20 protein-coding genes are annotated in these 20226 nt (G+C 71.9%); 11 read left to right on the top strand and 9 right to left on the bottom strand.

Going from position 1 to position 20226, the window contains the following annotated elements:
• Position 1 precedes the first annotated feature (1 nt).
• Positions 2 to 1585: a S8 family serine peptidase gene (locus C9F11_RS10030; RefSeq protein WP_138958935.1), complete on the bottom strand. Its 1584-nt coding sequence runs from the start codon at positions 1583 to 1585 to the stop codon at positions 2 to 4.
• A 359-nt stretch (positions 1586 to 1944) separates the two neighbouring features.
• Here C9F11_RS10030 and C9F11_RS10025 point away from each other — a divergent pair, with 359 nt between their 5' ends.
• From C9F11_RS10025 to moaA, 3 genes are all read left to right on the top strand, one after another.
• Positions 1945 to 2313: a DUF485 domain-containing protein gene (locus C9F11_RS10025; RefSeq protein WP_138958934.1), complete on the top strand. Its 369-nt coding sequence runs from the start codon at positions 1945 to 1947 to the stop codon at positions 2311 to 2313.
• Entirely contained in the window at positions 2310 to 3971 is a 1662-nt protein-coding gene (locus tag C9F11_RS10020) for a cation acetate symporter (RefSeq protein ID WP_249401666.1), read from the top strand. Before C9F11_RS10025 ends, C9F11_RS10020 begins: the two co-directional genes overlap by 4 nt.
• A gap of 158 nt (positions 3972 to 4129) precedes the next feature.
• Positions 4130 to 5122, top strand: a complete 993-nt coding sequence (gene moaA, locus C9F11_RS10015; protein WP_212767812.1) for a GTP 3',8-cyclase MoaA — start codon at positions 4130 to 4132, stop codon at positions 5120 to 5122.
• Positions 5123 to 5149: 27 nt separating this feature from the next.
• Here moaA and C9F11_RS10010 read toward each other — a convergent pair whose 3' ends face one another.
• Complete coding sequence (locus C9F11_RS10010) at positions 5150 to 5386, bottom strand: hypothetical protein (RefSeq protein ID WP_138958932.1); 237 nt, start codon at positions 5384 to 5386, stop codon at positions 5150 to 5152.
• Positions 5387 to 5564: 178 nt separating this feature from the next.
• Positions 5565 to 5954 carry a DUF3099 domain-containing protein gene (locus C9F11_RS10005; protein ID WP_138958931.1) on the bottom strand — a complete coding sequence of 130 codons (390 nt, stop codon included), beginning with the start codon at positions 5952 to 5954 and terminating at the stop codon, positions 5565 to 5567.
• A gap of 213 nt (positions 5955 to 6167) precedes the next feature.
• Here C9F11_RS10005 and C9F11_RS10000 point away from each other — a divergent pair, with 213 nt between their 5' ends.
• Positions 6168 to 6443: a GlsB/YeaQ/YmgE family stress response membrane protein gene (locus C9F11_RS10000; RefSeq protein WP_030684223.1), complete on the top strand. Its 276-nt coding sequence runs from the start codon at positions 6168 to 6170 to the stop codon at positions 6441 to 6443.
• 74 nt (positions 6444 to 6517) lie between these two features.
• Here C9F11_RS10000 and tyrS read toward each other — a convergent pair whose 3' ends face one another.
• From tyrS to C9F11_RS09985, 3 genes are read right to left on the bottom strand one after another with little or no spacing between them, the layout of a single operon-like run.
• Positions 6518 to 7783 (bottom strand): tyrosine--tRNA ligase, encoded by a 1266-nt coding sequence (gene tyrS, locus C9F11_RS09995; protein ID WP_138958930.1) that lies wholly within the window; start codon positions 7781 to 7783, stop codon positions 6518 to 6520.
• Positions 7784 to 7843: 60 nt separating this feature from the next.
• A complete protein-coding gene (locus tag C9F11_RS09990) occupies positions 7844 to 9238 on the bottom strand; it encodes a TldD/PmbA family protein (RefSeq protein ID WP_138958929.1) in 1395 nt (464 codons plus the stop codon).
• A complete protein-coding gene (locus C9F11_RS09985) occupies positions 9235 to 10758 on the bottom strand; it encodes a TldD/PmbA family protein (protein ID WP_138958928.1) in 1524 nt (507 codons plus the stop codon). Before C9F11_RS09985 ends, C9F11_RS09990 begins: the two co-directional genes overlap by 4 nt.
• Before the next feature lie 242 nt (positions 10759 to 11000).
• Here C9F11_RS09985 and fabG point away from each other — a divergent pair, with 242 nt between their 5' ends.
• The 3 genes from fabG to C9F11_RS09970 all read left to right on the top strand — a co-directional run bounded on the left by fabG (position 11001) and on the right by C9F11_RS09970 (position 13004).
• A complete protein-coding gene (gene fabG, locus C9F11_RS09980) occupies positions 11001 to 11720 on the top strand; it encodes a 3-oxoacyl-[acyl-carrier-protein] reductase (RefSeq protein WP_138958927.1) in 720 nt (239 codons plus the stop codon).
• Between the two features lie 5 nt (positions 11721 to 11725).
• Positions 11726 to 12499 (top strand): enoyl-ACP reductase FabI, encoded by a 774-nt coding sequence (gene fabI, locus C9F11_RS09975; RefSeq protein ID WP_138958926.1) that lies wholly within the window; start codon positions 11726 to 11728, stop codon positions 12497 to 12499.
• Positions 12500 to 12608: 109 nt separating this feature from the next.
• Entirely contained in the window at positions 12609 to 13004 is a 396-nt protein-coding gene (locus tag C9F11_RS09970) for a hypothetical protein (RefSeq protein ID WP_138958925.1), read from the top strand.
• A gap of 12 nt (positions 13005 to 13016) precedes the next feature.
• On the opposite strand, the gene C9F11_RS09965 is transcribed toward C9F11_RS09970, so the two are convergent.
• Positions 13017 to 13697 (bottom strand): FadR/GntR family transcriptional regulator, encoded by a 681-nt coding sequence (locus tag C9F11_RS09965; RefSeq protein ID WP_138958924.1) that lies wholly within the window; start codon positions 13695 to 13697, stop codon positions 13017 to 13019.
• Between the two features lie 162 nt (positions 13698 to 13859).
• Between C9F11_RS09965 and C9F11_RS09960 the strand changes: the two genes are divergently transcribed.
• From C9F11_RS09960 to C9F11_RS09945, 4 genes are all read left to right on the top strand, one after another.
• Complete coding sequence (locus C9F11_RS09960; protein WP_249401665.1) at positions 13860 to 15245, top strand: MFS transporter; 1386 nt, start codon at positions 13860 to 13862, stop codon at positions 15243 to 15245.
• Between the two features lie 204 nt (positions 15246 to 15449).
• Positions 15450 to 15566, top strand: a complete 117-nt coding sequence (locus C9F11_RS49645) for an SGM_5486 family transporter-associated protein (protein ID WP_107065829.1) — start codon at positions 15450 to 15452, stop codon at positions 15564 to 15566.
• Positions 15567 to 15757: 191 nt separating this feature from the next.
• Entirely contained in the window at positions 15758 to 15979 is a 222-nt protein-coding gene (locus C9F11_RS09950; protein ID WP_138958923.1) for a hypothetical protein, read from the top strand.
• 129 nt (positions 15980 to 16108) lie between these two features.
• Positions 16109 to 16627 carry a histidine phosphatase family protein gene (locus C9F11_RS09945; RefSeq protein WP_138958922.1) on the top strand — a complete coding sequence of 173 codons (519 nt, stop codon included), beginning with the start codon at positions 16109 to 16111 and terminating at the stop codon, positions 16625 to 16627.
• Between the two features lie 81 nt (positions 16628 to 16708).
• On the opposite strand, the gene serB is transcribed toward C9F11_RS09945, so the two are convergent.
• Positions 16709 to 17977: a phosphoserine phosphatase SerB gene (gene serB / locus C9F11_RS09940; RefSeq protein WP_249401664.1), complete on the bottom strand. Its 1269-nt coding sequence runs from the start codon at positions 17975 to 17977 to the stop codon at positions 16709 to 16711.
• Positions 17978 to 18257: 280 nt separating this feature from the next.
• Positions 18258 to 20027, bottom strand: a complete 1770-nt coding sequence (locus C9F11_RS09935; RefSeq protein ID WP_138958921.1) for a streptophobe family protein — start codon at positions 20025 to 20027, stop codon at positions 18258 to 18260.
• Between the last annotated feature and the right edge of the window lie 199 nt (positions 20028 to 20226).

Raw genomic sequence — 20226 nt, 5'->3', positions numbered from 1 at the left:
TTCACTTCTTCGTCACGGCGTCGAGGGCGTCGACGATTCCGTAGCCGTAGAAGCCGTTGCGGTTCTTGTCGCCCTTGCAGACGGCGTCGACCTTGCCGTCACCGTCCGGGTCGTACGGCTTGTCCGGGCAGCCCGGGTTGTCCGCCTGCTTCTTGAGGAGCTTCTGGAGCTGGGCCGGGCTCGCCTTGGGGTGCGTGGACTTCAGCAGGGCGGCGACGCCCGCGGCGTGCGGCGAGGCCATCGAGGTGCCCTGCAGCCAGGCGTACTCGCCGCCCGGCATCGTGGAGAGGATGCCGCCGTCCTTCGAGGGGGTGTCGGTCGGCTTCTGGTAGCGGCGGTCACCGCCGGGGGCCGCGATGTCGACGACGCCGTTGCCGTACGTCGAGTAGTACGACTTGGCCTTGTACACGCCGGTCGCGCTGACCGTGACGACGCCCGGGAGCTGGGTGGGCACGTCGAGGCACTTGTGCGGGTCGATGGTGCGCTTGACCGGGGTGGAGTCGTCGGGGCTCGACTCGTCGACGATCTCGTCCGCGTCCAGGTCGTGGTTGGAGTTGCCCGCGGAGGCGAGGTTCAGGGTGCCCTTGCGCTGGGCGTAGAGCTGGGCCCGGTTGACCGCGTCGAGGATGGCCCGCTGGTCCGGGTCGTCCTTGCAGTTGTACAGCCACGGGTCCACGTAGTAGCTGTTGTTGGTGATCTCGATGCCGTTGTCGGCGGCGAACACGAAGGCGCAGACGACGCTCTCCGGGTAGAACAGCTCGCTGACCGGGTCGGCCACCTTGATGCCCGCGACCTTGACGCCGGGTGCCACCCCGGCGACGCCTATGCCGTTGCGGGCCGCGGCTATCTCGCCCGCCACGTGCGTGCCGTGGTAGTGCTCCTTCTTCGCCGGACGCCAGGCGCCGGGCGAGGTGTCGGCCTTGCCGCCGACACAGCTCGCCGACTGCTTGGCGGAGAAGCTGGGCGCCAGGTCGGGGTGGGTGTCGTCGACGCCGGTGTCGATGACGCCGACGGTGACCTTCTTGCTGCCCGGGTCGATCTGCGCGGCCTTGTCGGCGCCGATGGCCCGCAGGTCCCACTGGTCGGCTTCCAGCGGCTCGGCGGCACCCCTGCCGGAACCGGCCTTCTGCCCGCCCGACTTGGCCTGCCTCACCTGCTCCTTGGACAGGAAGGTGGGCGCGCCCTCCTCGGTCGTCCCGGCCGCCGTCAGCGGGGCCGTGCGGGTGGCGCCCGCGGACTGCACGCCGCGCACCGCCCGCAGCTGCTTGCCGAAGTCCGGGTTGGCCGAGTGCGCGACGATCACGCCGATCTTCCGGTACGTCACGACGACCGTGCCGTCGGCCCTGGCGATCGCCTTCTTCACGGCGGCGATGGTCTTGGCGTCGGTGCGGGTGTTCACGACGTACGCCAGCTTGCCCGCCGCGGGCGCCTCGACGGCCCGCGCCGCGGCCGGCCCCGGGTTGTCGAGCGGGGCCGCCGCCGCGCCCGGGCCGAAGCCGACAGCCGCGGCGAGGGCGACACCGAGCGGCACGGCGAGCGCGAGCCGTCTGGAGCGGGACGGGCGCGAGGAGCGCAGATGAGCCATGGGTTCTCCACATCATCCGGATACGGAACTGCCCGAACACTGCTGGTGCTCGGGCAGATGCTGACGGGTGGTGCCAGGTGCATGACTAGTGGTGCAGGGTGAAGCTAACCCCAGTGCTCCCGGGCCAGCAATGACTTCTTGCAAAAGGCCGGGAAAGCGCCCGTTCGAGCCGCTCCGGGCGCGCCGTCGTGACGTTGAACAGCGCGGAGAAGCAATATCAACCCCCTGTCGGATCACGTCCCCTGGGCCTAACATCACCATCCTCGGCCCACGTGATCCGCGTCACTTCGAGAGCAGAGCACATGGATCACACCGCTTCCGTTTCCGTCCCCACCACCCCCGTACCACGAGGAGACTCCGTGGCCACCGACGCAACCCCACCGTCGAAGGGCGGCCCAGAACCCACCCGCTCGGTGCCCTCCACCGAGGAGTACGTCGAGGTGCAGCAGAGCGCGGAGTTCGCCGAACTGCGCGCCGCGCACCGCTCGTTCGCGTTCCCCCTCACCATCGCGTTCATCACCTGGTACCTCGTGTACGTCCTCCTCTCGAACTACGCCGGTGGCTTCATGGGCACCAAGGTGGTCGGCAACATCAACATCGCGCTCGTGCTCGGGCTCGCCCAGTTCCTCACCACCTTCCTCATCGCCTGGTGGTACTCGCGGCACGCCGCCACCAAGCTCGACCCGCGCGCGGACGCCATCAAGTCCCGGATGGAGGGCGGCGCGTGAACACCCCGATCGCCTCGACCGCCACGGCCTTCCCCGAGGCCCGCTCCACCGTGCTCGCCGCCAGCCAGGCCAGCGAGCACCGCCCGCTGATCATCACGCTGTTCGCGATCTTCGTCGTCGCCACCCTCGTCATCACCGTGTGGGCGGGCCGCCAGACCAAGAGCGCCGCGGACTTCTACGCCGGCGGACGGCAGTTCACCGGCTTCCAGAACGGCCTCGCCGTCTCCGGCGACTACATGTCCGCCGCGTCCTTCCTCGGCATCGCGGGCGCCATCGCCCTGTTCGGCTACGACGGCTTCCTGTACTCCATCGGCTTCCTGGTCGCCTGGCTGGTGGCGCTCCTGCTCGTCGCCGAGCCGCTGCGCAACTCCGGGCGCTACACCATGGGCGACGTCCTCGCCTTCCGCATGCGCCAGCGCCCGGTGCGCACCGCGGCCGGCACCTCCACCATCGTCGTGTCGATCTTCTATCTGCTCGCGCAGATGGCGGGCGCGGGCGTCCTGGTCTCGCTGCTCCTCGGCATCACCAGCGACGGCGGCAAGGTCGGCATCGTCGCGCTCGTCGGCGTCCTGATGATCGTGTACGTCACCATCGGCGGCATGAAGGGCACCACCTGGGTGCAGATGGTCAAGGCCGTCCTGCTCATCGCGGGCGCGCTCCTGCTGACCTTCCTGGTCCTGCTGAAGTTCGACTTCAACATCTCCGACCTGCTCGGCACCGCCGCCGAGAACAGCGGCAAGGGCGCGCCCTTCCTGGAGCCCGGCCTCAAGTACGGCGCCACGTCGACGTCCAAGCTGGACTTCATCTCGCTCGGCATCGCCCTGGTGCTCGGCACCGCGGGCCTGCCGCACATCCTCATCCGCTTCTACACGGTGCCCACGGCCAAGGCCGCCCGGAAGTCCGTGAACTGGGCCATCGGCATCATCGGCGCCTTCTACCTGATGACGATCGCCCTCGGCTTCGGCGCCGCGGCCCTGATCAGCCCCAAGGAGATCACCGACTCCAACCCGGCGGGCAACACGGCGGCGCCCCTGCTCGCCCTGCATCTGGGAGGCACCGACTCCAACTGGGGCGCGATCCTGCTCGCCACGATCTCCGCCGTCGCGTTCGCCACCATCCTCGCGGTCGTCGCGGGCCTCACGCTCGCCTCGTCCTCGTCGTTCGCGCACGACATCTACGCCAACGTGATCAAGAAGGGCAAGGCCGACGAGAAGGAGGAGGTCAGGGCCGCCCGCTGGGCGACGGTCTTCATCGGCATCGTCTCCATCGGCCTCGGCGCGCTCGCCCGCGACCTGAACGTGGCGGGCCTGGTGGCCCTCGCCTTCGCCGTCGCCGCGTCCGCGAACCTGCCGACGATCCTCTACAGCCTGTTCTGGAAGCGGTTCACCACCCAGGGCGCCCTGTGGTCGATCTACGGCGGTCTGACCACCGCCGTCGTCCTGGTGCTCTTCTCGCCCGTGGTGTCGGGCAACGAGAAGACCTCCATGTTCAAGGGCGTCGACTTCCACTGGTTCCCGCTGGAGAACCCGGGCCTCATCTCCATCCCGGTGGGCTTCCTGCTCGGCTGGCTCGGCACGATGCTCTCCAAGGAGGAGCCCGACAAGGACAAGTACGCGGAGCTGGAGGTGCGCTCCCTCACGGGCACCGGCGCCCACTGACCGAAAGCCGTCGCGCGGCCGCGTCGTAGATCCCTACGACGCGGCCGCGCGCGTCCTGTGGAAACGGCCTCTGTCGATGTCGGTCACGTCACGTAGGCTCATGGTCAAAGGGCGTACTACCGAACGCACCAGCGATCCGGACCGGGGAGGGGGCCCACGTGCTCATCGACACGTACGGCCGAGTGGCCACCGATCTGCGGGTTTCACTGACCGACCGGTGCAATCTGCGGTGCACGTACTGCATGCCGGAGGAAGGCCTGCAGTGGCTGGCCAAACCCGACCTCCTCACCGACGACGAGATCGTCCGTCTGGTCCGCATAGCCGTCACCCGCCTCGGCATCGAGGAGATCCGCTTCACCGGCGGCGAGCCGCTGCTTCGCCCCGGCCTCGTCGGCATCGTCGAGCGCTGCGCCGCCCTGGAGCCGCGCCCCAGGATGTCCCTGACGACCAACGGCATCGGCCTCAAGCGCACCGCCGCGGCCCTCAAGGCCGCCGGTCTCGACCGGGTCAACGTCTCCCTGGACACCCTGCGCCCGGACGTCTTCAAGACCCTCACCCGGCGCGACCGCCACCACGACGTCCTCGAAGGACTCGAAGCGGCCCGCGCGGCGGGCCTGACCCCCGTGAAGGTCAACACGGTCCTGATGCCGGGGCTCAATGACGACGAGGCCCCCGACCTGCTGGCCTGGGCCGTCGAGCACGACTACGAACTGCGCTTCATCGAGCAGATGCCCCTGGACGCCCAGCACGGCTGGAAGCGCGAGGGCATGATCACGGCCGGTGACATCCTGGCCTCGCTGCGCACCCGCTTCGACCTCACCGAGGAGGGTTCCGAGCAGCGCGGCTCCGCGCCCGCGGAGCGCTGGCTCGTCGACGGCGGCCCGCACCGCGTCGGTGTGATCGCCTCCGTCACGCGCCCCTTCTGCGCGGCCTGCGACCGCACCCGGCTCACCGCCGACGGACAGGTCCGCACCTGTCTGTTCGCCACGGAGGAGACCGATCTGCGGGCCGCCCTGCGCGCGGCGGACAGTACGGACGAGGAGATCGCCCGCATCTGGAAGCTCGCGATGTGGGGCAAAAAGGCGGGATCAGGTCTGGACGATCCGGCGTTCCTCCAGCCCGAGCGCCCCATGTCGGCGATCGGCGGCTGACCCCGGCGCCGGCCCGCCGGACGGGCCCTAGGCCGCCGGGCCGTCCCCGGACGGCTGCGCGGCATCCCACTCCGCCAGCGTGACGACGTCCTTGAGGAAGCCCCGCACACCGAGGAACTGGGACAGGTGCTCGCGGTGATCCTCGCAGGCCAGCCACGTCTTCCGGCGCTCCGGCGTGTGCAGCTTCGGGTTGTTCCAGGCGAGCACCCACACGGCGGCCGCACGGCAGCCCTTGGCGGAGCAGACGGGGGTTTCGTCGGTCACGTATTCATCCCAAACAAGGCGACGCCGAGCAGCCACGGGGGGAGCTGCCCGGCGTCGGTCTGTCGCTCCGACGGGGGATGCGGAGCGCGTACGAAGTATGTCACGGCCGCGTGGCCGCCTGGCACCGGAACTCCATGATTGATCTGAGCTTTTCTTGAGCTTGGCGTAACGTCGTCGGTCAGCCCTGTTCCCGTGACGGCGCCCGGGGCTCCTCGCGGGCGGCCCCGGGCGGCTCTTCCGCGACGGGTTCCGCGCTCCGCTCGCCGGGCGCGGCGGTGGCCAGCATCGGCCGCGACGGTGCCGGTACGAAGGTTGACGGAAGCGAAGGCGCGTTCTCCCGGCCCGCGTTGGCGATCACCACCGCGACGTACGGCAGCAGTATTCCGAGCACCAGCGCGACGAGCGCGACGTGCCGTTCGACGTTCCAGAGGACCGCGGCGGCAATGACCGAAACAGTGCGGACGGACATCGAGATCACATAGCGCCGCTGCCGTCCCCGCACGTCGTCCGCGAGGCCCTGCCTGGCCCCTGTGATCCGGAAGACCTGAGCGTCGTTCTGCTTCCGCATCACATTCCACCGCCTGCCCGTTCGCGCCAGACTCTCCCCGGCCTGGACCCCTCCACGTTACGCCGCACCTGCGCCGTCGCGTAGACCGGGTCCGGCCTCGCCCCACGGTCTCCGGTGCGTCGTGCCACGTATGGCGGAGCCCGACATGCGCCGTACGGAGGATGGGCCGACACTGAGCGTAATGCTCATGTCGAGCCGTCTGAGGAGGCAGCTATGGGCTGGTTGTGGGCGATCATCGTGGGCTTCGTGCTCGGTCTGCTCGCCAAGGCGATCCTGCCGGGGAAACAGCACAGTCCGCTCTGGCTGACGACCGTGTTCGGCATCATCGGCGGCGTGCTCGGAAACTGGATGGCCGCGGGATTCGGCATCGACGAGACCAAGGGCATCGACTGGGGGCGGCACGCGCTCCAGCTCGGCGCGGCGCTCGTGGTCGTGGCGGTCGGCGACATGCTGTACAAGGCCGTCAAGGGCAACAGACAGACGACCTGAGCCGCGCCCGGAGCGCACGTGGAGGAGGGGCCGGTCCGCGCGGACCGGCCCCTCCTCCACGTGCGCTCACCGGGTCAGCCGGTGACCTCCACCGCCGCCAGGTTCTTCTTGCCCCGGCGCAGCACCAGCCAGCGCCCGTGCAGCAGGTCCTCGCGGGCCGGGACGGCGTCCTCGGACGGCACCTTCACGTTGTTCACGTAGGCACCGCCCTCCTTGACCGTGCGGCGCGCGGCCGACTTGCTCGCCACCAGGCCGACCTCGGCGAGCAGGTCCACGACCGGGCCCAGCTCGGCGACCTCGACGCGCGGCAGCTCGGAGAGCGCCGCGGCCAGCGTCGCCGCGTCCAGGTCACCGAGGTCGCCCTGGCCGAAGAGGGCCTTCGACGCGGCGATCACGGCGGCGCACTGGTCGGCGCCGTGCACCAGGGTCGTCAGCTCCTCGGCGAGCGCCCGCTGCGCGGCGCGTGCCTGCGGGCGCTCCTCGGTCTGCCGCTCGAGCTCCTCCAGTTCCTCGCGGGACTTGAAGGACAGGATGCGCAGGTAGCGGGAGATGTCCCGGTCGTCCACGTTCAGCCAGAACTGGTAGAACGCGTACGGCGTCGTCATCTCCGGGTCGAGCCAGACGGCGCCGCCCTCGGTCTTGCCGAACTTGGTGCCGTCCGCCTTCGTCATCAGCGGCGTGGCGATGGCGTGCACCGTCGCCTCCGGCGCCAGGCGGTGGATCAGGTCGATGCCCGCCGTGAGGTTGCCCCACTGGTCGGAGCCGCCGGTCTGGAGCACACAGCCGTGGCGCCGGTACAGCTCCAGGAAGTCCATGCCCTGGAGCAGCTGGTAGCTGAATTCGGTGTAGCTGATGCCCTCCTGCGACTCCAGGCGGCGGGCCACGGACTCCTTGGTGAGCATCTTGTTCACGCGGAAGTGCTTGCCGATGTCCCGCAGGAACTCGATCGCGGACAGGCCCGCGGTCCAGTCCAGGTTGTTCACCATCAGCGCGGCGTTCTCGCCCTCGAAGGACAGGAAGGGCTCGATCTGCGCCCGCAGCCGGCTCACCCAGCCCGCGACCGTCTCCGGGTCGTTCAGGGTGCGCTCGGCCGTCGGGCGGGGGTCGCCGATCTGGCCCGTGGCGCCGCCCACCAGGGCCAGCGGGCGGTGGCCCGCGAGCTGGAGGCGGCGCACGGTCAGGACCTGCACCAGATGCCCGACGTGCAGGCTGGCCGCGGTCGGGTCGAAGCCGCAATAGAACGTGACGGGACCGTCCGCGAGCGCCTTGCGCAGTGCCTCTTCGTCGGTGGACTGGGAGAACAGTCCCCGCCACTTCAGCTCGTCGACGATGTCCGTCACAGGTCTCTTGTCTCCTCGGGAGTGATCAGTACGTGCACCTCAAGGGTGCGGTCTACGAGGTTATACGCCCTGGCTGACCGAACTCATATTGAAATCCGGGACCCGCAGCGCGGGCATGGCCGCCCGGGTGAAGTAGTCGCCCCACTCGCGCGGCAGCGTCTTCTCCGTCCGGCCCGCCTCACTGGCCCGCGACAGCAGGTCCACGGGCGACTCGTTGAACCGGAAGTTGTTCACCTCGCCCACCACCTCGCCGTTCTCCACCAGGTACACGCCGTCCCGGGTCAGGCCCGTGAGCAGCAGCGTCGCCGGGTCGACCTCGCGGATGTACCACAGGCAGGTCAGCAGTAGGCCGCGCTCGGTGGCCGCCACCATCTCCTCCAGGGAGCGGTCCGAGCCGCCCTCCAGGATGAGGTTGTCGATCGCCGGGGCCACCGGCAGACCGGTCAGGGCGGCGCTGTGCCGGGTGGTGATCAGGTGCCGCAGCTCACCGTCGCGCACCCAGTCGGTGGGGGTGAGCGGCAGGCCGTTGTCGAAGGCCGACGCGTCGTCGCCCGAGGCGTGCGCGAGCACGAAGGGCGCCGCCTCCAGGCCCGGCTCGTGCGGGTCGCTGCGCAGCGTCAGGGGCAGCGGGGTGAGCCGCTCGCCGACGCGGGTGCCGCCGCCCGCCTTGGAGAACACCGTGCGGCCCTCCGCCGCGTCCCGGGCCGCCGACGACCACAGCTGGTAGATCAGCAGGTCGGCGACCGCCGTGGGCGGGAGCAGCGTCTCGTACCGCCCCGCGGGCAGCTCCACGCGCCGCCGCGCCCAGGCCAGGCGCTGGGCCAGTTCCTCGTCGAGCGCCGCCGGGTCGACGTCCTTGAAGTCGCGCGTGGCCCGGCCCGCCCAGGCCGAACGGGTGCGGTCCGGGGACTTCGCGTTCAGCTCCAGGGTGCCGCTCGGCTGGTCGTGGCGCAGCCGCAGACCCGTCGACGTGCCCAGGTAGCTGGAGGTCAGCTCGTGGTTGGCGAAGCCGTACAGCTCGCGGCCGCCCGCCCGGGCGCGGGCGAAGGCCTCGCCGAGGGCGGGCGCGAAGTCCGCGAAGACGGCCGAGGACGTCTCGGCGGGCCCGTCCGTGAAGTCCGGGGCCGCCGGGGCGCCGGTCACCAGGGGCTGCGCGTCCTCGGCGGGCCCGGCCGCGCGCGCCGCGGCCTCGGCGGCCCGCACCAGCGGCTCCAGGTCGTCCCCGGTCACGGCCGAGCGCGAGACGACGCCGGACGCGGTGCCCTTGGCCCCGTCGACCGTGGCGATGACGGTGAGGGTGCGGCCCCGGGTGACGCCGTTGGTGGTCAGGGCGTTGCCCGCCCAGCGCAGGTTCGCCGTCGACTCCTCGTCGGCGATCACCACACAGCCGTCGGCGGTCGACAGCTCCAGGGCCCGCTCGACGATCTCGTGCGGCTTGCTCGTACGAGGGCTCATCGCCCGGCCTCCTGGGTGGTGTTGAGGATGTTGACGCCCTGGAAGAGGGCGGAGGGGCAGCCGTGGGAGACGGCGGCGACCTGGCCCGGCTGGGCCTTGCCGCAGTTGAAGGCGCCGCCGAGGACGTACGTCTGCGGGCCGCCGACGGCCGTCATCGAGCCCCAGAAGTCGGTGGTGGTCGCCTGGTAGGCGACGTCGCGCAGCTGCCCGGCGAGCCGCCCGTTCTCGATCCGGTAGAAGCGCTGGCCGGTGAACTGGAAGTTGTACCGCTGCATGTCGATGGACCACGACCGGTCGCCGACCACGTAGATGCCGCGCTCCACGCCGCTGATCAGGTCGTCCGTGGACAGGCCCGCCGGATCCGGCTTGAGCGAGACGTTCGCCATGCGCTGGACCGGCACGTGGGCGGGGGAGTCGGCGTACGCGCAGCCGTTGGAGCGCTCGAAGCCGGTGAGCCTGGCGATGCGCCGGTCCAGCTGGTAGCCGACGAGCGTGCCGTCCTTGACCAGGTCCCAGGACTGCGCGGCCACGCCCTCGTCGTCGTACCCGATGGTCGCGAGGCCGTGCTCGGCCGTCCGGTCGCCCGTGACGTTCATCAGCGACGAGCCGTACTTGAGCTTGCCGAGCTGGTCGAAGGTGGCGAAGGAGGTGCCCGCGTACGCCGCCTCGTAGCCGAGGGCGCGGTCCAGCTCCGTGGCGTGGCCGATGGACTCGTGGATGGTCAGCCACAGGTTGGAGGGGTCGACCACCAGGTCGTACAGGCCGGGCTCGACGCTCGGGGCGCGCATCTTCTCGGCCAGTTGCCCGGGGATCCGCTCCAGCTCGCCGTCCCAGTCCCAGCCCGTGCCGGTCAGATACTCCCAGCCGCGGCCGGCCGGCGGCGCGATGGTCCGCATGGAGTCGAACTCCCCGGTCGACTCGTCCACGGCGTGCGCCGTCAGCTGCGGGTGCAGCCGCACGCGCTGCTGCGTGGTGACCGTCCCCGCCGTGTCCGCGTAGAACTTGTTCTCGTGGACGGTGAGCAGCGAGGCGTCCACGTGCGCGACCCCGTCGGCGGCCAGCAGCCGCCCGCTCCAGTCCGCGAGCAGCCCCGTCTTCTCCTCGTCCGGCACCGAGAAGGGGTCGATCTCGTACGCGGAGACCCACGTCCGGTCCTCGTGCACCGGCTCGTCCGCGAGCTCTACGCGTTCGTCGGACCCGGCCGCCTTGATGACCTGGGCCGACAGCTTGGCCATCGCCACGGCCTGGGACGCGACGCGCGCCGCCGCGTCCATGGTCAGATCCACGCCCGAGGCGAAGCCCCAGGTGCCGCCGTGCACCACCCGTACCGCGTACCCCAGGTCCGTGGTGTCGTGGGACGCGGCGGGCTTGGCGTCCCGCAGCCGCCAGGCGGCGCTGCGCACCCGCTCCAGGCGGAAGTCCGCGTGCTCGGCGCCGAGGGCCCGCGCGCGGGCGAGCGCCGCGTCGGCCAGCGCCCGCAGCGGCAGCGCCGTGAAGGCTTCATCGATGGAATGAGGCACGGAACGTCTCCCTGCTGTCATCTGCGGTCGGCTCCGGTCCGCCGCCGTCTGCTCCGGTCCACGGCCACCCCCGGGCACCGGTCAGGTCCGATCATCGCGTGCGAACCGGCTGCTCGGCCATACCTTTCTGTAGGGATCCAACAGCGAGTCATCTGCGCCACTGTCGGACGCCGATTCTCCGGATCGCGTACGGGACCGATAGGTTTCCGGGAGACCACACAGTCAAGGAGAAGGGTGATCCCTTGAGCCGCTCGGTTCTCGTCACCGGAGGAAACCGGGGCATCGGCCTCGCCATCGCGCGCGCGTTCGCCGACGCCGGGGACAAGGTGGCGATCACCTACCGCTCGGGTGAGCCGCCCAAGGACCTCACCGCCGTCGGTGTGCTCGCCGTCAAGTGCGACATCACCGACGCCGAACAGGTGGAGCAGGCCTACAAGGAGATCGAGGAGAAGCACGGCCCGGTCGAGGTCCTCGTCGCGAACGCGGGCATCACCAAGGACCAGCTTCTGATGCGCATGTCCGAGGACGACTTCACGTCCGTCCTCGACACCAACCTCACCGGCACCTTCCGCGTCGTGAAGCGGGCCAACCGCGGCATGCTGCGCGCCAAGAAGGGCCGCGTCGTCCTCATCTCCTCCGTCGTCGGGCTGCTCGGCTCGGCGGGCCAGGCGAACTACGCCGCCTCCAAGGCGGGCCTGGTCGGCTTCGCGCGCTCGCTCGCCCGTGAGCTGGGGTCGCGCAACATCACCTTCAACGTCGTCGCGCCCGGTTTTGTCGACACCGACATGACCCAGGCGCTCACGGACGAGCAGCGCGCGGGCATCGTGGCGCAGGTGCCGCTCGGCCGTTACGCGCAGCCCGAGGAGATCGCCGCCACGGTGCGGTTCCTCACCTCGGACGACGCCTCGTACATCACTGGAGCCGTCATCCCCGTTGACGGCGGATTGGGCATGGGTCACTGATCACCATGAGCGGAATTCTCGACGGCAAGCGGATCCTGATCACGGGTGTGCTGATGGAGTCCTCCATCGCCTTCCACGCTGCCAAGGTCGCGCAGGAGCAGGGTGCCGAGGTCATCCTGACCGCCTTCCCGCGGCCCACGCTCACCGAGCGCATCGCCAAGAAGCTGCCCAAGCCCGCCAAGGTCATCGAGCTCGACGTCACCAACGAGGAGCACCTCGCCCGCCTGGAGGGCCTGGTCCGCGAGGAGCTCGGCGGCCTCGACGGCGTCGTCCACTCCATCGGCTTCGCCCCGCAGGACGCGCTCGGCGGCAACTTCCTGAACACGCCGTTCGAGTCGGTGGCCACGGCCATGCACGTCTCGGCGTTCTCGCTGAAGTCGCTGACCATGGCCCTGCTGCCGCTGATGCCGGAGGAGGAGGGCGGCGCGGTCGTCGGCCTGACCTTCGACGCGCAGTTCGCCTGGCCGCAGTACGACTGGATGGGCCCGGCCAAGGCCGCCCTGGAGGCCACCAACCGCTACCTGGCGCGCGACCTGGGCCCGCGGAACATCCGCTGCAACCTGGTCTCCGCGGGCCCCATCGGCTCCATGGCCGCCAAGTCCATCCCGGGCTTCGGCGAGCTCGCCAAGGTCTGGGACAGCCGCTCCCCGCTCCAGTGGGACATGGCCGACCCCGAGCCCGCGGGCCGCGGCATCGTCGCGCTGCTCTCGGACTTCTTCCCGAAGACCACGGGCGAGATCATCCACGTCGACGGCGGCGTGCACATGATGGGTGCCTGACCCCCTCTGACGCGTCGACGCCCCGTTCCCGCAGCGCGCGGGGGCGGGGCGTCGCCCGTTCGGCCCCGCTGGCCGGGCGGCGCCGGGGCCGGGCCGCGCACCCTGGAGTGTGCGCTGGTCACCCGGTGCGGCGCTCGCCGCGCTCGCCCTCCTGATCACCCTGCCGTACGACGCCGTGTCCCACGCGGCGTCCCACGCGGCCGGGCAGCGCGCGCGGGGGCACCAGGAGCGGCCCGCGAGCGCGGCCCCGGACCCGCGTCCGGCCGTGGCGGACCGGCCGTTCGGCGCGGAGTGCCGCAGCAACGTCGTCGGCTCCCACGTCGTCGCGTACTGCCACAACCCGTACCCCGACACCGACCGCCTGCGGCTGCACATCGAGTGCGACCGGTGGTGGGACATCGACAGCGACAGCCGCCCGGTCGTGGCCGGGCCCGCCATGACGGTGCGGCTCGCGGGCCGCTGCTGGAAAGAGGTCCGCTCGGTGTGGATCAGCCACCAGCGCTGACCTTGGGGGCGCTCAGCCGCTGAGCCGCTCCGGGTGGCACAGGTAGGGGTAGCTGGCCGCCTCGGCGGCCGCCGCGTCCGCGTCCCGCGCGCGGATCGCCTCGACGAGACGGCCGTGGTCCATGTACGCCGCCGGCGTCAGCTCCTTGCCGATGTCCTCGCGCAGCCAGTCCCGCAGCACCTCGCCCAGGTCCGCGTACAGGGCGGTCAGGACGTCGTTGTGGGACGCGGCCACCACCGCCATGTGCAGGGTCGCGTCGGCCGCCACGAACGCTTCGGCGTCGCCCGACGCCCACGCCTCCTCGCGGCGCGCGAGCAGGGTGTCCAGCTGCTTCAGGTCCCGCTCCGTGCGCCGCTCGGCGGCGAGCTTCGCGGCGCTCGACTCCAGCGTGGCGCGCAGCTCCGCGATGTGCCGCGGATCGGCGTCGGCGAACCTGCGCTGCATCACGCCCGCCAGCTCGCTGGTCGCGACCACGTACGTGCCCGAGCCCTGCCGGATGTCGAGCAGGCCGTTGTGGGCGAGGGCGCGCACGGCCTCACGGACCGTGTTCCTGGCCACGCCCAGCTGTTCGACCAGCTCGGGCTCGGTGGGGATGCGGGAGCCGACCGGCCACTCGCCCGACGAGATCTGATTGCGCAGGGCGGCGATGACCTGCTCGGACAGCGCGGAGCGGCGCGGGGTGGTCAGCGGCATGTGCTTCCTTCGGCGAGGTCGGCGGTGTTGTCGTCGTGCACGGGGGGGGGCTTACTGCGCCGGGTGGGCCTGGCGGACCCGGTCAGCCTGGCGGCCCGGTGTGCCCGGTGTGCCCGGCGGGGATTGGACAGGTAATCATCCCATGATTCTATGATGGCTCTCATGGTCAGTGAGGAAGCGGATACGACACGCGGGACGATGACACCACCGGGCCCGGCCGGAGCGGCCGTGCGGCAGGCGGCCGCCGCGGAGGGCCCGGCGGGTGCGAACGGCGGCGGACCGGCGCGCGGCGCCGCGGACGCGCCGGTCGAGCCGGGTGGAACGACCGCCCCGCGCGCGTGGGCGACGCGACTGATCGTCGTCGGCATCGTCCTCGCCGCCCTCAACCTCCGGCCCGCCATCACCAGCCTCGGCGCACTCCTCGAAGAGGTGCGGGACGGGCTCGGCATGAGCGGCACCCTCGCGGGGCTGCTCACCTCCGTGCCGCCGCTGTGCTTCGCCCTGTTCGGCAGCCAGGCCCCGCGCCTGGCCCGGCGCTTCGGCTCCGGCGCCGTGGTGTGCGCGGGCATGGCCGCGATAGCCACCGGCCTGCTGATCCGCCCCTTCGTCGGCGGCACCGCGGGCTTCCTGGCCGCCACCGCGTTCGCCCTCATGGGCATCGCCGTGAGCAACGTCCTGATGCCGGTCATCGTCAAGCGCTGGTTCCCCGACCGCGTCGGCTCGATGACCGGCCTGTACTCGATGGCCCTCGCGCTCGGCACCTCCTTGGCCGCCGCCGTCACCGTGCCCCTGACCGACGCGCTCGGCGGCAGCTGGCGCACCGGGCTCGGCGTCTGGGCGGTGCTCGCGGTCGTCGCCGTCGTGCCGTGGCTGCCGCTGGTGCGCGAGCGCGGCACCGGGGCGGCCGCCGCCGAGCGGGTCCCGGCCGCCGTCCGGCGCGAGGACGACGCGCTGCGCATCACCCACAGCCGCACGGCCTGGGCCCTCGCCTGCTTCTTCGGGCTCCAGGCCACCGCCGCCTACATCACCATGGGCTGGCTGCCGCAGATCTTCCGGGACGCGGGCGTACCCGCGAGCGAGGCCGGGGTCCTGCTCGCCGTCACGATGGCCATGGGCGTGCCGCTCGCCTTCGTGATCCCGCGCGTGGCGACCCGGCTGCCCCACCAGGGCCCCGTCGTGGTCGTCCTCGGGGCCTGCGGCCTCGCCGGATACGCGGGCCTGTACCTCGCCCCGGCGGGCGGCGCCTGGGCGTGGGCGCTGTTGTGCGGCATCTCCAACTGCGCCTTCCCGCTCGCGCTCACCATGGTCGGCATGCGCGCCAGGAGCAGCGCGGGCGTGGCCAAGCTCTCCGCCTTCGCGCAGAGCACCGGCTATCTGATCTCGATCCCGGGCCCCCTCCTGGTGGGCGTCCTCTACCAGCACAGCGGGGGCTGGGGCCTGCCGCTCGCGCTCATGGCGGGCCTGATGGTGCCGCAGATCGCGGTCGGCTTCCTGGCGGGCCGCGACCGCACGATCGAGGACGAGGTGGCGGCGAAGGCCGCCGCCTGACCCGGGCGGCCCGCCCGCCACCATGGGCGGGTCGCAGCAAACCGGAGGGCGGGACGCCGTCGGCCGGAGGGTGGGACGCCGCAGGCCGGGGGGCGGGCCGCCGCGGGCAGAAGACGGGTGTCGGCACCCTTGCCCGGCCCCGCGCACCCCGACGGCGGGCACCCCGACGGCGGGCCCACGGGCCCGGGATGGGAGACTTGCGGCATGCCAGTGCTCGACCCGAACCCCCAGAACGGCCAGAAGAAGCTCCTCATCGTGCTCGGCGCGATGCTGGCCATCACCGTGATCATCGGGATCATCGCGTCCGTCGCCTCGCCCTGAGGCCCCGCCGGACCATCGGCGAACCAGTCCTCCACCACGGGATGGTGGTGCTAGCCCCACCATCCCCTAGGGGGCCAGTGTCAGGGTTATCTGGGTGGATCACCGGATGGGCCGAGGGACCGGAACTCCGTACCTTCGAGATGTGGCCGCGACAACGCGGCACGGAGCACTCGAAGGTTCTTGGAGGCGGCATGTCGGCCCGTGCGCACACCCGACGCGACCCGGCAGAGCGGGCGGAGCCGGCCGCGGTCGAGATCCAGCTCCCGTGGTGGGCCATCGCCCTGCCCGCGATCGCCTTCGCCGCCCTGCTCCTGCTGATACTGAACCCGGTGGACGCCCACGCGGCCGGCGGCGAGCCCGTCGTCACCCACCTCTTCGAGCGCGTCAGGGAGCTCCTCGCCTCCCTCCAGTAAGGCGTTCGTGCCTGGTCGCGGGCGCCCTCACCACCTCAGGAGACACCCGGTGAACGCCCCGTCACCCCTGGCGGGAGAGCCCGCCAACTCCCTGCGCCCGATGGCGTGTTTCATGCGAAGCTGGGACGCATGAGCGTCGCAGAACCCCGCAGGATTGTCCTTTTCCGGCATGCGAAGGCCGACTGGCCCCAGGTGTCCGACCACGAGCGTCCGCTCGCCGAGCGCGGCCGCAAGGACGCCCCCGTGGCCGGCCGCAAACTCGCCGACACCGGAATCGTCTTCGACCTGGCCCTGTGCTCGACCGCCGCCAGGACCCGGGAGACCTGGAAGCTCGCCGTCCAGGAACTCCCGCAGCGTCCCCGGACGGTGTACGAGGACCGGGTCTATGAAGCCTCCCCGGGCGAGCTGATCGCCGTGCTCAACGAGACACCGGACGACGTGCGCGACCTGATCCTCATCGGCCACAACCCCGGTGTCCACGGCCTCGCCGACGTCCTCGCCGGAGAGGCCGAGGGCGACGCCCAGGTGCGAATGAACCGTCGCGGCTTCCCCACCTCGGCCTTCGCCGTCCTCACGTACACCGGCTCGTGGAAGGGCCTGGAGCCCGGCACGGCGACGCTGGTGGACTACTGGGCGCCGTCCGAATAGCACACGGCAGGACCCACCGACCCATGCGAAGGGCCCGGCACCCCAGGGGTGCCGGGCCCGACCGGTACGGAGAGCGGCGGCCTAGTCGTGGTCCAGGTGCATGTCCGCGGCCTCGACCTCTTCGCGGGTGACGCCGAGCAGATACAGGACGGTGTCGAGGAACGGCACGTTGACGGCCGTGTGGGCGGCCTCGCGGACCATCGGCTTGGCGTTGAACGCGACGCCGAGACCGGCGGCGTTCAGCATGTCGAGGTCGTTCGCGCCGTCGCCGATCGCGACGGTCTGCTCCAGCGGGACGCCCGCCTCGTCGGCGAAGCGGCGCAGCAGCCGGGCCTTGCCCGCGCGGTCCACGACCTCGCCGGTCACCTTGCCGGTGAGCCTGCCGTCGACGATCTCCAGGGTGTTGGCGTGGGCGAAGTCCAGGCCGAGACGTTCCTTCAGATCATCCGTGACCTGGGTGAAGCCGCCGGAGACCACGCCGACCTGGTAGCCGAGGCGCTTGAGGGTGCGGATGAGCGTCCGCGCGCCGGGGGTGAGCCGCACCTCCGAGCGGACCTTGTCGACCACCGAAGCGTCGAGCCCTTCGAGGAGGGCGACGCGCGCGTGCAGCGACTGCTCGAAGTCCAGCTCGCCGCGCATCGCGGCCGCCGTCACCTCCGCGACCTCCTGCTCGCAGCCCGCGTGCGCGGCGAAGAGCTCGATCACCTCGTCCTGGATCAGCGTCGAGTCGACGTCCATCACGACCAGGCGCTGCGCGCGGCGGTGCAGCCCCGCGGCGACGACCGCGACGTCGACGCCGAGCGCCGCGGCCTCCAGCGCGAGCGCCGTGCGCAGGGGCTCGGTCTCCGTGCCGGACACCGCGAACTCCACTGCCGTGACCGGGTACTTGGCGAGCCGGAAGATGCGGTCGATGTTCCCGCCGGTCCCCGTGATGCTCGCCGCGATCGCGGCGGTGGACTCGGCGGTGAGCGGGTGGCCGAGGACGGTCACGTGGGAGCGGCCGAGGCCGCGCGGGCGGTTGTCGCCCCGGCCCGAGATGATCTCGGCCTGCAGGCTCACGGAGTCCGCCCACGAGTGGACGGTGGCCCGCAGATCCCCTTCGAGGCCGTGCGGCGGTGCGGTGACCAGCGCGCACAGCACTATCCGGCCCCGGGTGACGACCTGCTCGATGTCGACGACGTCCACGGAGTACGCCGCGAGCGTGTCGAAGAGGCCGGCGGTGATGCCGGGGCGGTCCTTGCCGAAGATCTTGACGAGCAGCGTGGGGAGATCAGCGTTGGCGCCCGCCGGCGAGGGGGTGCCGGGCGGCGCGGTGGCGCCGGGGGGCGCGGGGGGCGTGGAGGCACTCATGGTGATCCCCACGGTAGCTGGCGGCGCGGGCCGGGTGACGGGGGTGTCCGGCTGCCGGACACCCCCTCGCCCCCTTGTTCATCCCCCGGTTCCGCCGGGCTCGCCCTGGCCCTGCTTCCTTGTCACTCCCCGGCCTTGCCGGGACTTCTCCCACCCGCCCGCCTGTATCTCCCTGGCTTCGCGGACCGGGCCCCGACACGGAGTGCTCCCGGGGCCCGGCCCCGGCGCGGAGCGCTGCGGATAGCGCCCTCCGGTGCCCGGCGTTACCGCCCCGGCCGGCTCAGGGCCTCCGCTTCGGAGGTGGCGGTGGGGGAGGAGGCGGGGGCGGGGGCATCGGCCACTCCCGCGCCCCCCGGCGCCCCCGCTTCGCCCCGTCCGGCGGCGGTACAGGTGTGGCCACGGTAGGCACCCCACTGCCCGGCGGCGGTGCCCCGGGGCCCGCGGCGGTCGGGGTCCCGCTGCCCGAGGGCGGCCCGCCCGCGCCAGGGCCAGGCCCCCCGTCCTGGACCCGCAGGTACGGATTGGTCTCCGCCCGCGGCGGCCGGTACGGGGTGCTCTGCTGATAGGGCCCCGGAACCTGCGGCGGCGACGCCTCCGCGGAGGCCCGGGCCGGCGGCGCCACCCGGCCCCCCGCCGCCCCGGTGGCCCGCGCGAGCAGGGCCCCGGCCGCCCCGGCCCCCGCGCCCCACGCCGCGCCGAGGGCCGCGGCGAGCGCCAGGTTCCCGTGCAGTTCGAGCCCGGCCCCGAACGCGTCGAAGCCGAGGACGGAGAGGGAGGCGTCCGCGGACACCCCGGTCAGCCATGCCATCAGGGGCAGGGCCACCGCCGTGACCGCCCCGAGCGTCAGGGCACAGCGTGCGACGAATCCGGCGGTGCCCCGCGAGTCCCCGGCCGGGGCCCCCGAGGCCTCCCGCGCCAGCGGACTGCGTACCGCCGTGAGCACCCCCGCGAACAGCATCATCACCGCGGTCGCGACCCCGAGCAGCCACACCCGGCCGTCGAGTTCGGCGAGCCGCCCCAGCGTCAGGGGCTTGTCGGAGCCGCTCAGCAGATCGTCCACCGGGTCCGGCAGGAACCGCGTCAGGGCGCCCGAGGCCTCGCCGTCGTAGGGGACGAAGAGACCGACGGGCAGGCCGAGGAAGACGCCGTTGGGGGTGCCGAGGAGCGCGCCGCCCACGACCCGCTTGGGGTGGTCGTCGCCGATCGCCGCGTACGCGGCCGCGGCGAGCCCCGCGACGACGGCCATCAGAACGACCGCGACGAGGGCGGACGCCGCGGGCCGCAGCAGCCGGTGGACGACGTCGAAGCCGGGCGGCAGCGGTGTCCGGCGGGACGCGAGCAGCGCGATGAGCAGCACCACGACCGACCAGATCGCGCCACCGAGCAAGGTGGCTCCGGTGTCGACGGTGAAGCCGACCGCGGCCTTCGCCTCGACGAGGTCGCGCAGCCGGTCGGGCAGGAGCCCGCCGATGTCACCGATGCCGCCGATGTCCTTGAGGCCGTCGGGAATCCGGTCGCCGATGCCCCCGGGAAGGTCACCGAGCCCTTTGTCGATTCCCTTGTCAATTCCTTTGTCGATGCCCAGCTGTTCGCCGTTGATCGTGATGATGTCGTGACCGGCCCAGGCGAGTCCGCCGAGCATCCCGACGAAGAGCGCGATCACCGCACCGGCGCGCGCCGCGAGTTCGGCGGGTGAGATCACAACTCCCGCGCCGCGCAGGGAACGTAAAAAGAAGTAGGAGAGGAGGACCGCCCCGGCGAGCCCCACGCCCAGGGGCGCCACGTCAATGGCCGTGGTCGCCTCGGCACCCTTGAGGCCGAAGGCCGACACATCACCGGATGGGGTGATGGAGCCCCCGACGCCCAGGGCGATCGCCGCCGCCGTCATCGGCCCGAGCGACGCCGCGGCGTCCGCGCCGAGCAGGTGCAGACCAAGGGCCGCCGTGCCCGCCATGCCGATCAACGCCCAGCTGACCGCCGCGATCGCGGAGAGCAGGACGTCCCCCCAGGGCACGCTCCGCCGCCCGCCCTCGTACCCGCCGCTCACCATCAGACCCCCCGAGCTCGCCGCGCGTCGCCCTCGGTCCGCGGACGCACGACAGGGGCGACATCGACGACATGAGTGACATGGTCGACATGTGCGGCATGTTCGTGATCCGTACTCGCTGAGAGCCCTTACCACTTTCCGAGGCGATATCTGCCCCGTCAACGGGGCAGTCATAGTGGCCCGTACGCAGTCTTCACAAGGC

The organism is Streptomyces sp. YIM 121038 (genome assembly GCF_006088715.1).
Taxonomy (GTDB): domain Bacteria; phylum Actinomycetota; class Actinomycetes; order Streptomycetales; family Streptomycetaceae; genus Streptomyces.
The sequence above is the reverse complement of the archived record's forward strand: the minus strand, read 5'-3'. Positions and strand labels throughout refer to the sequence as shown.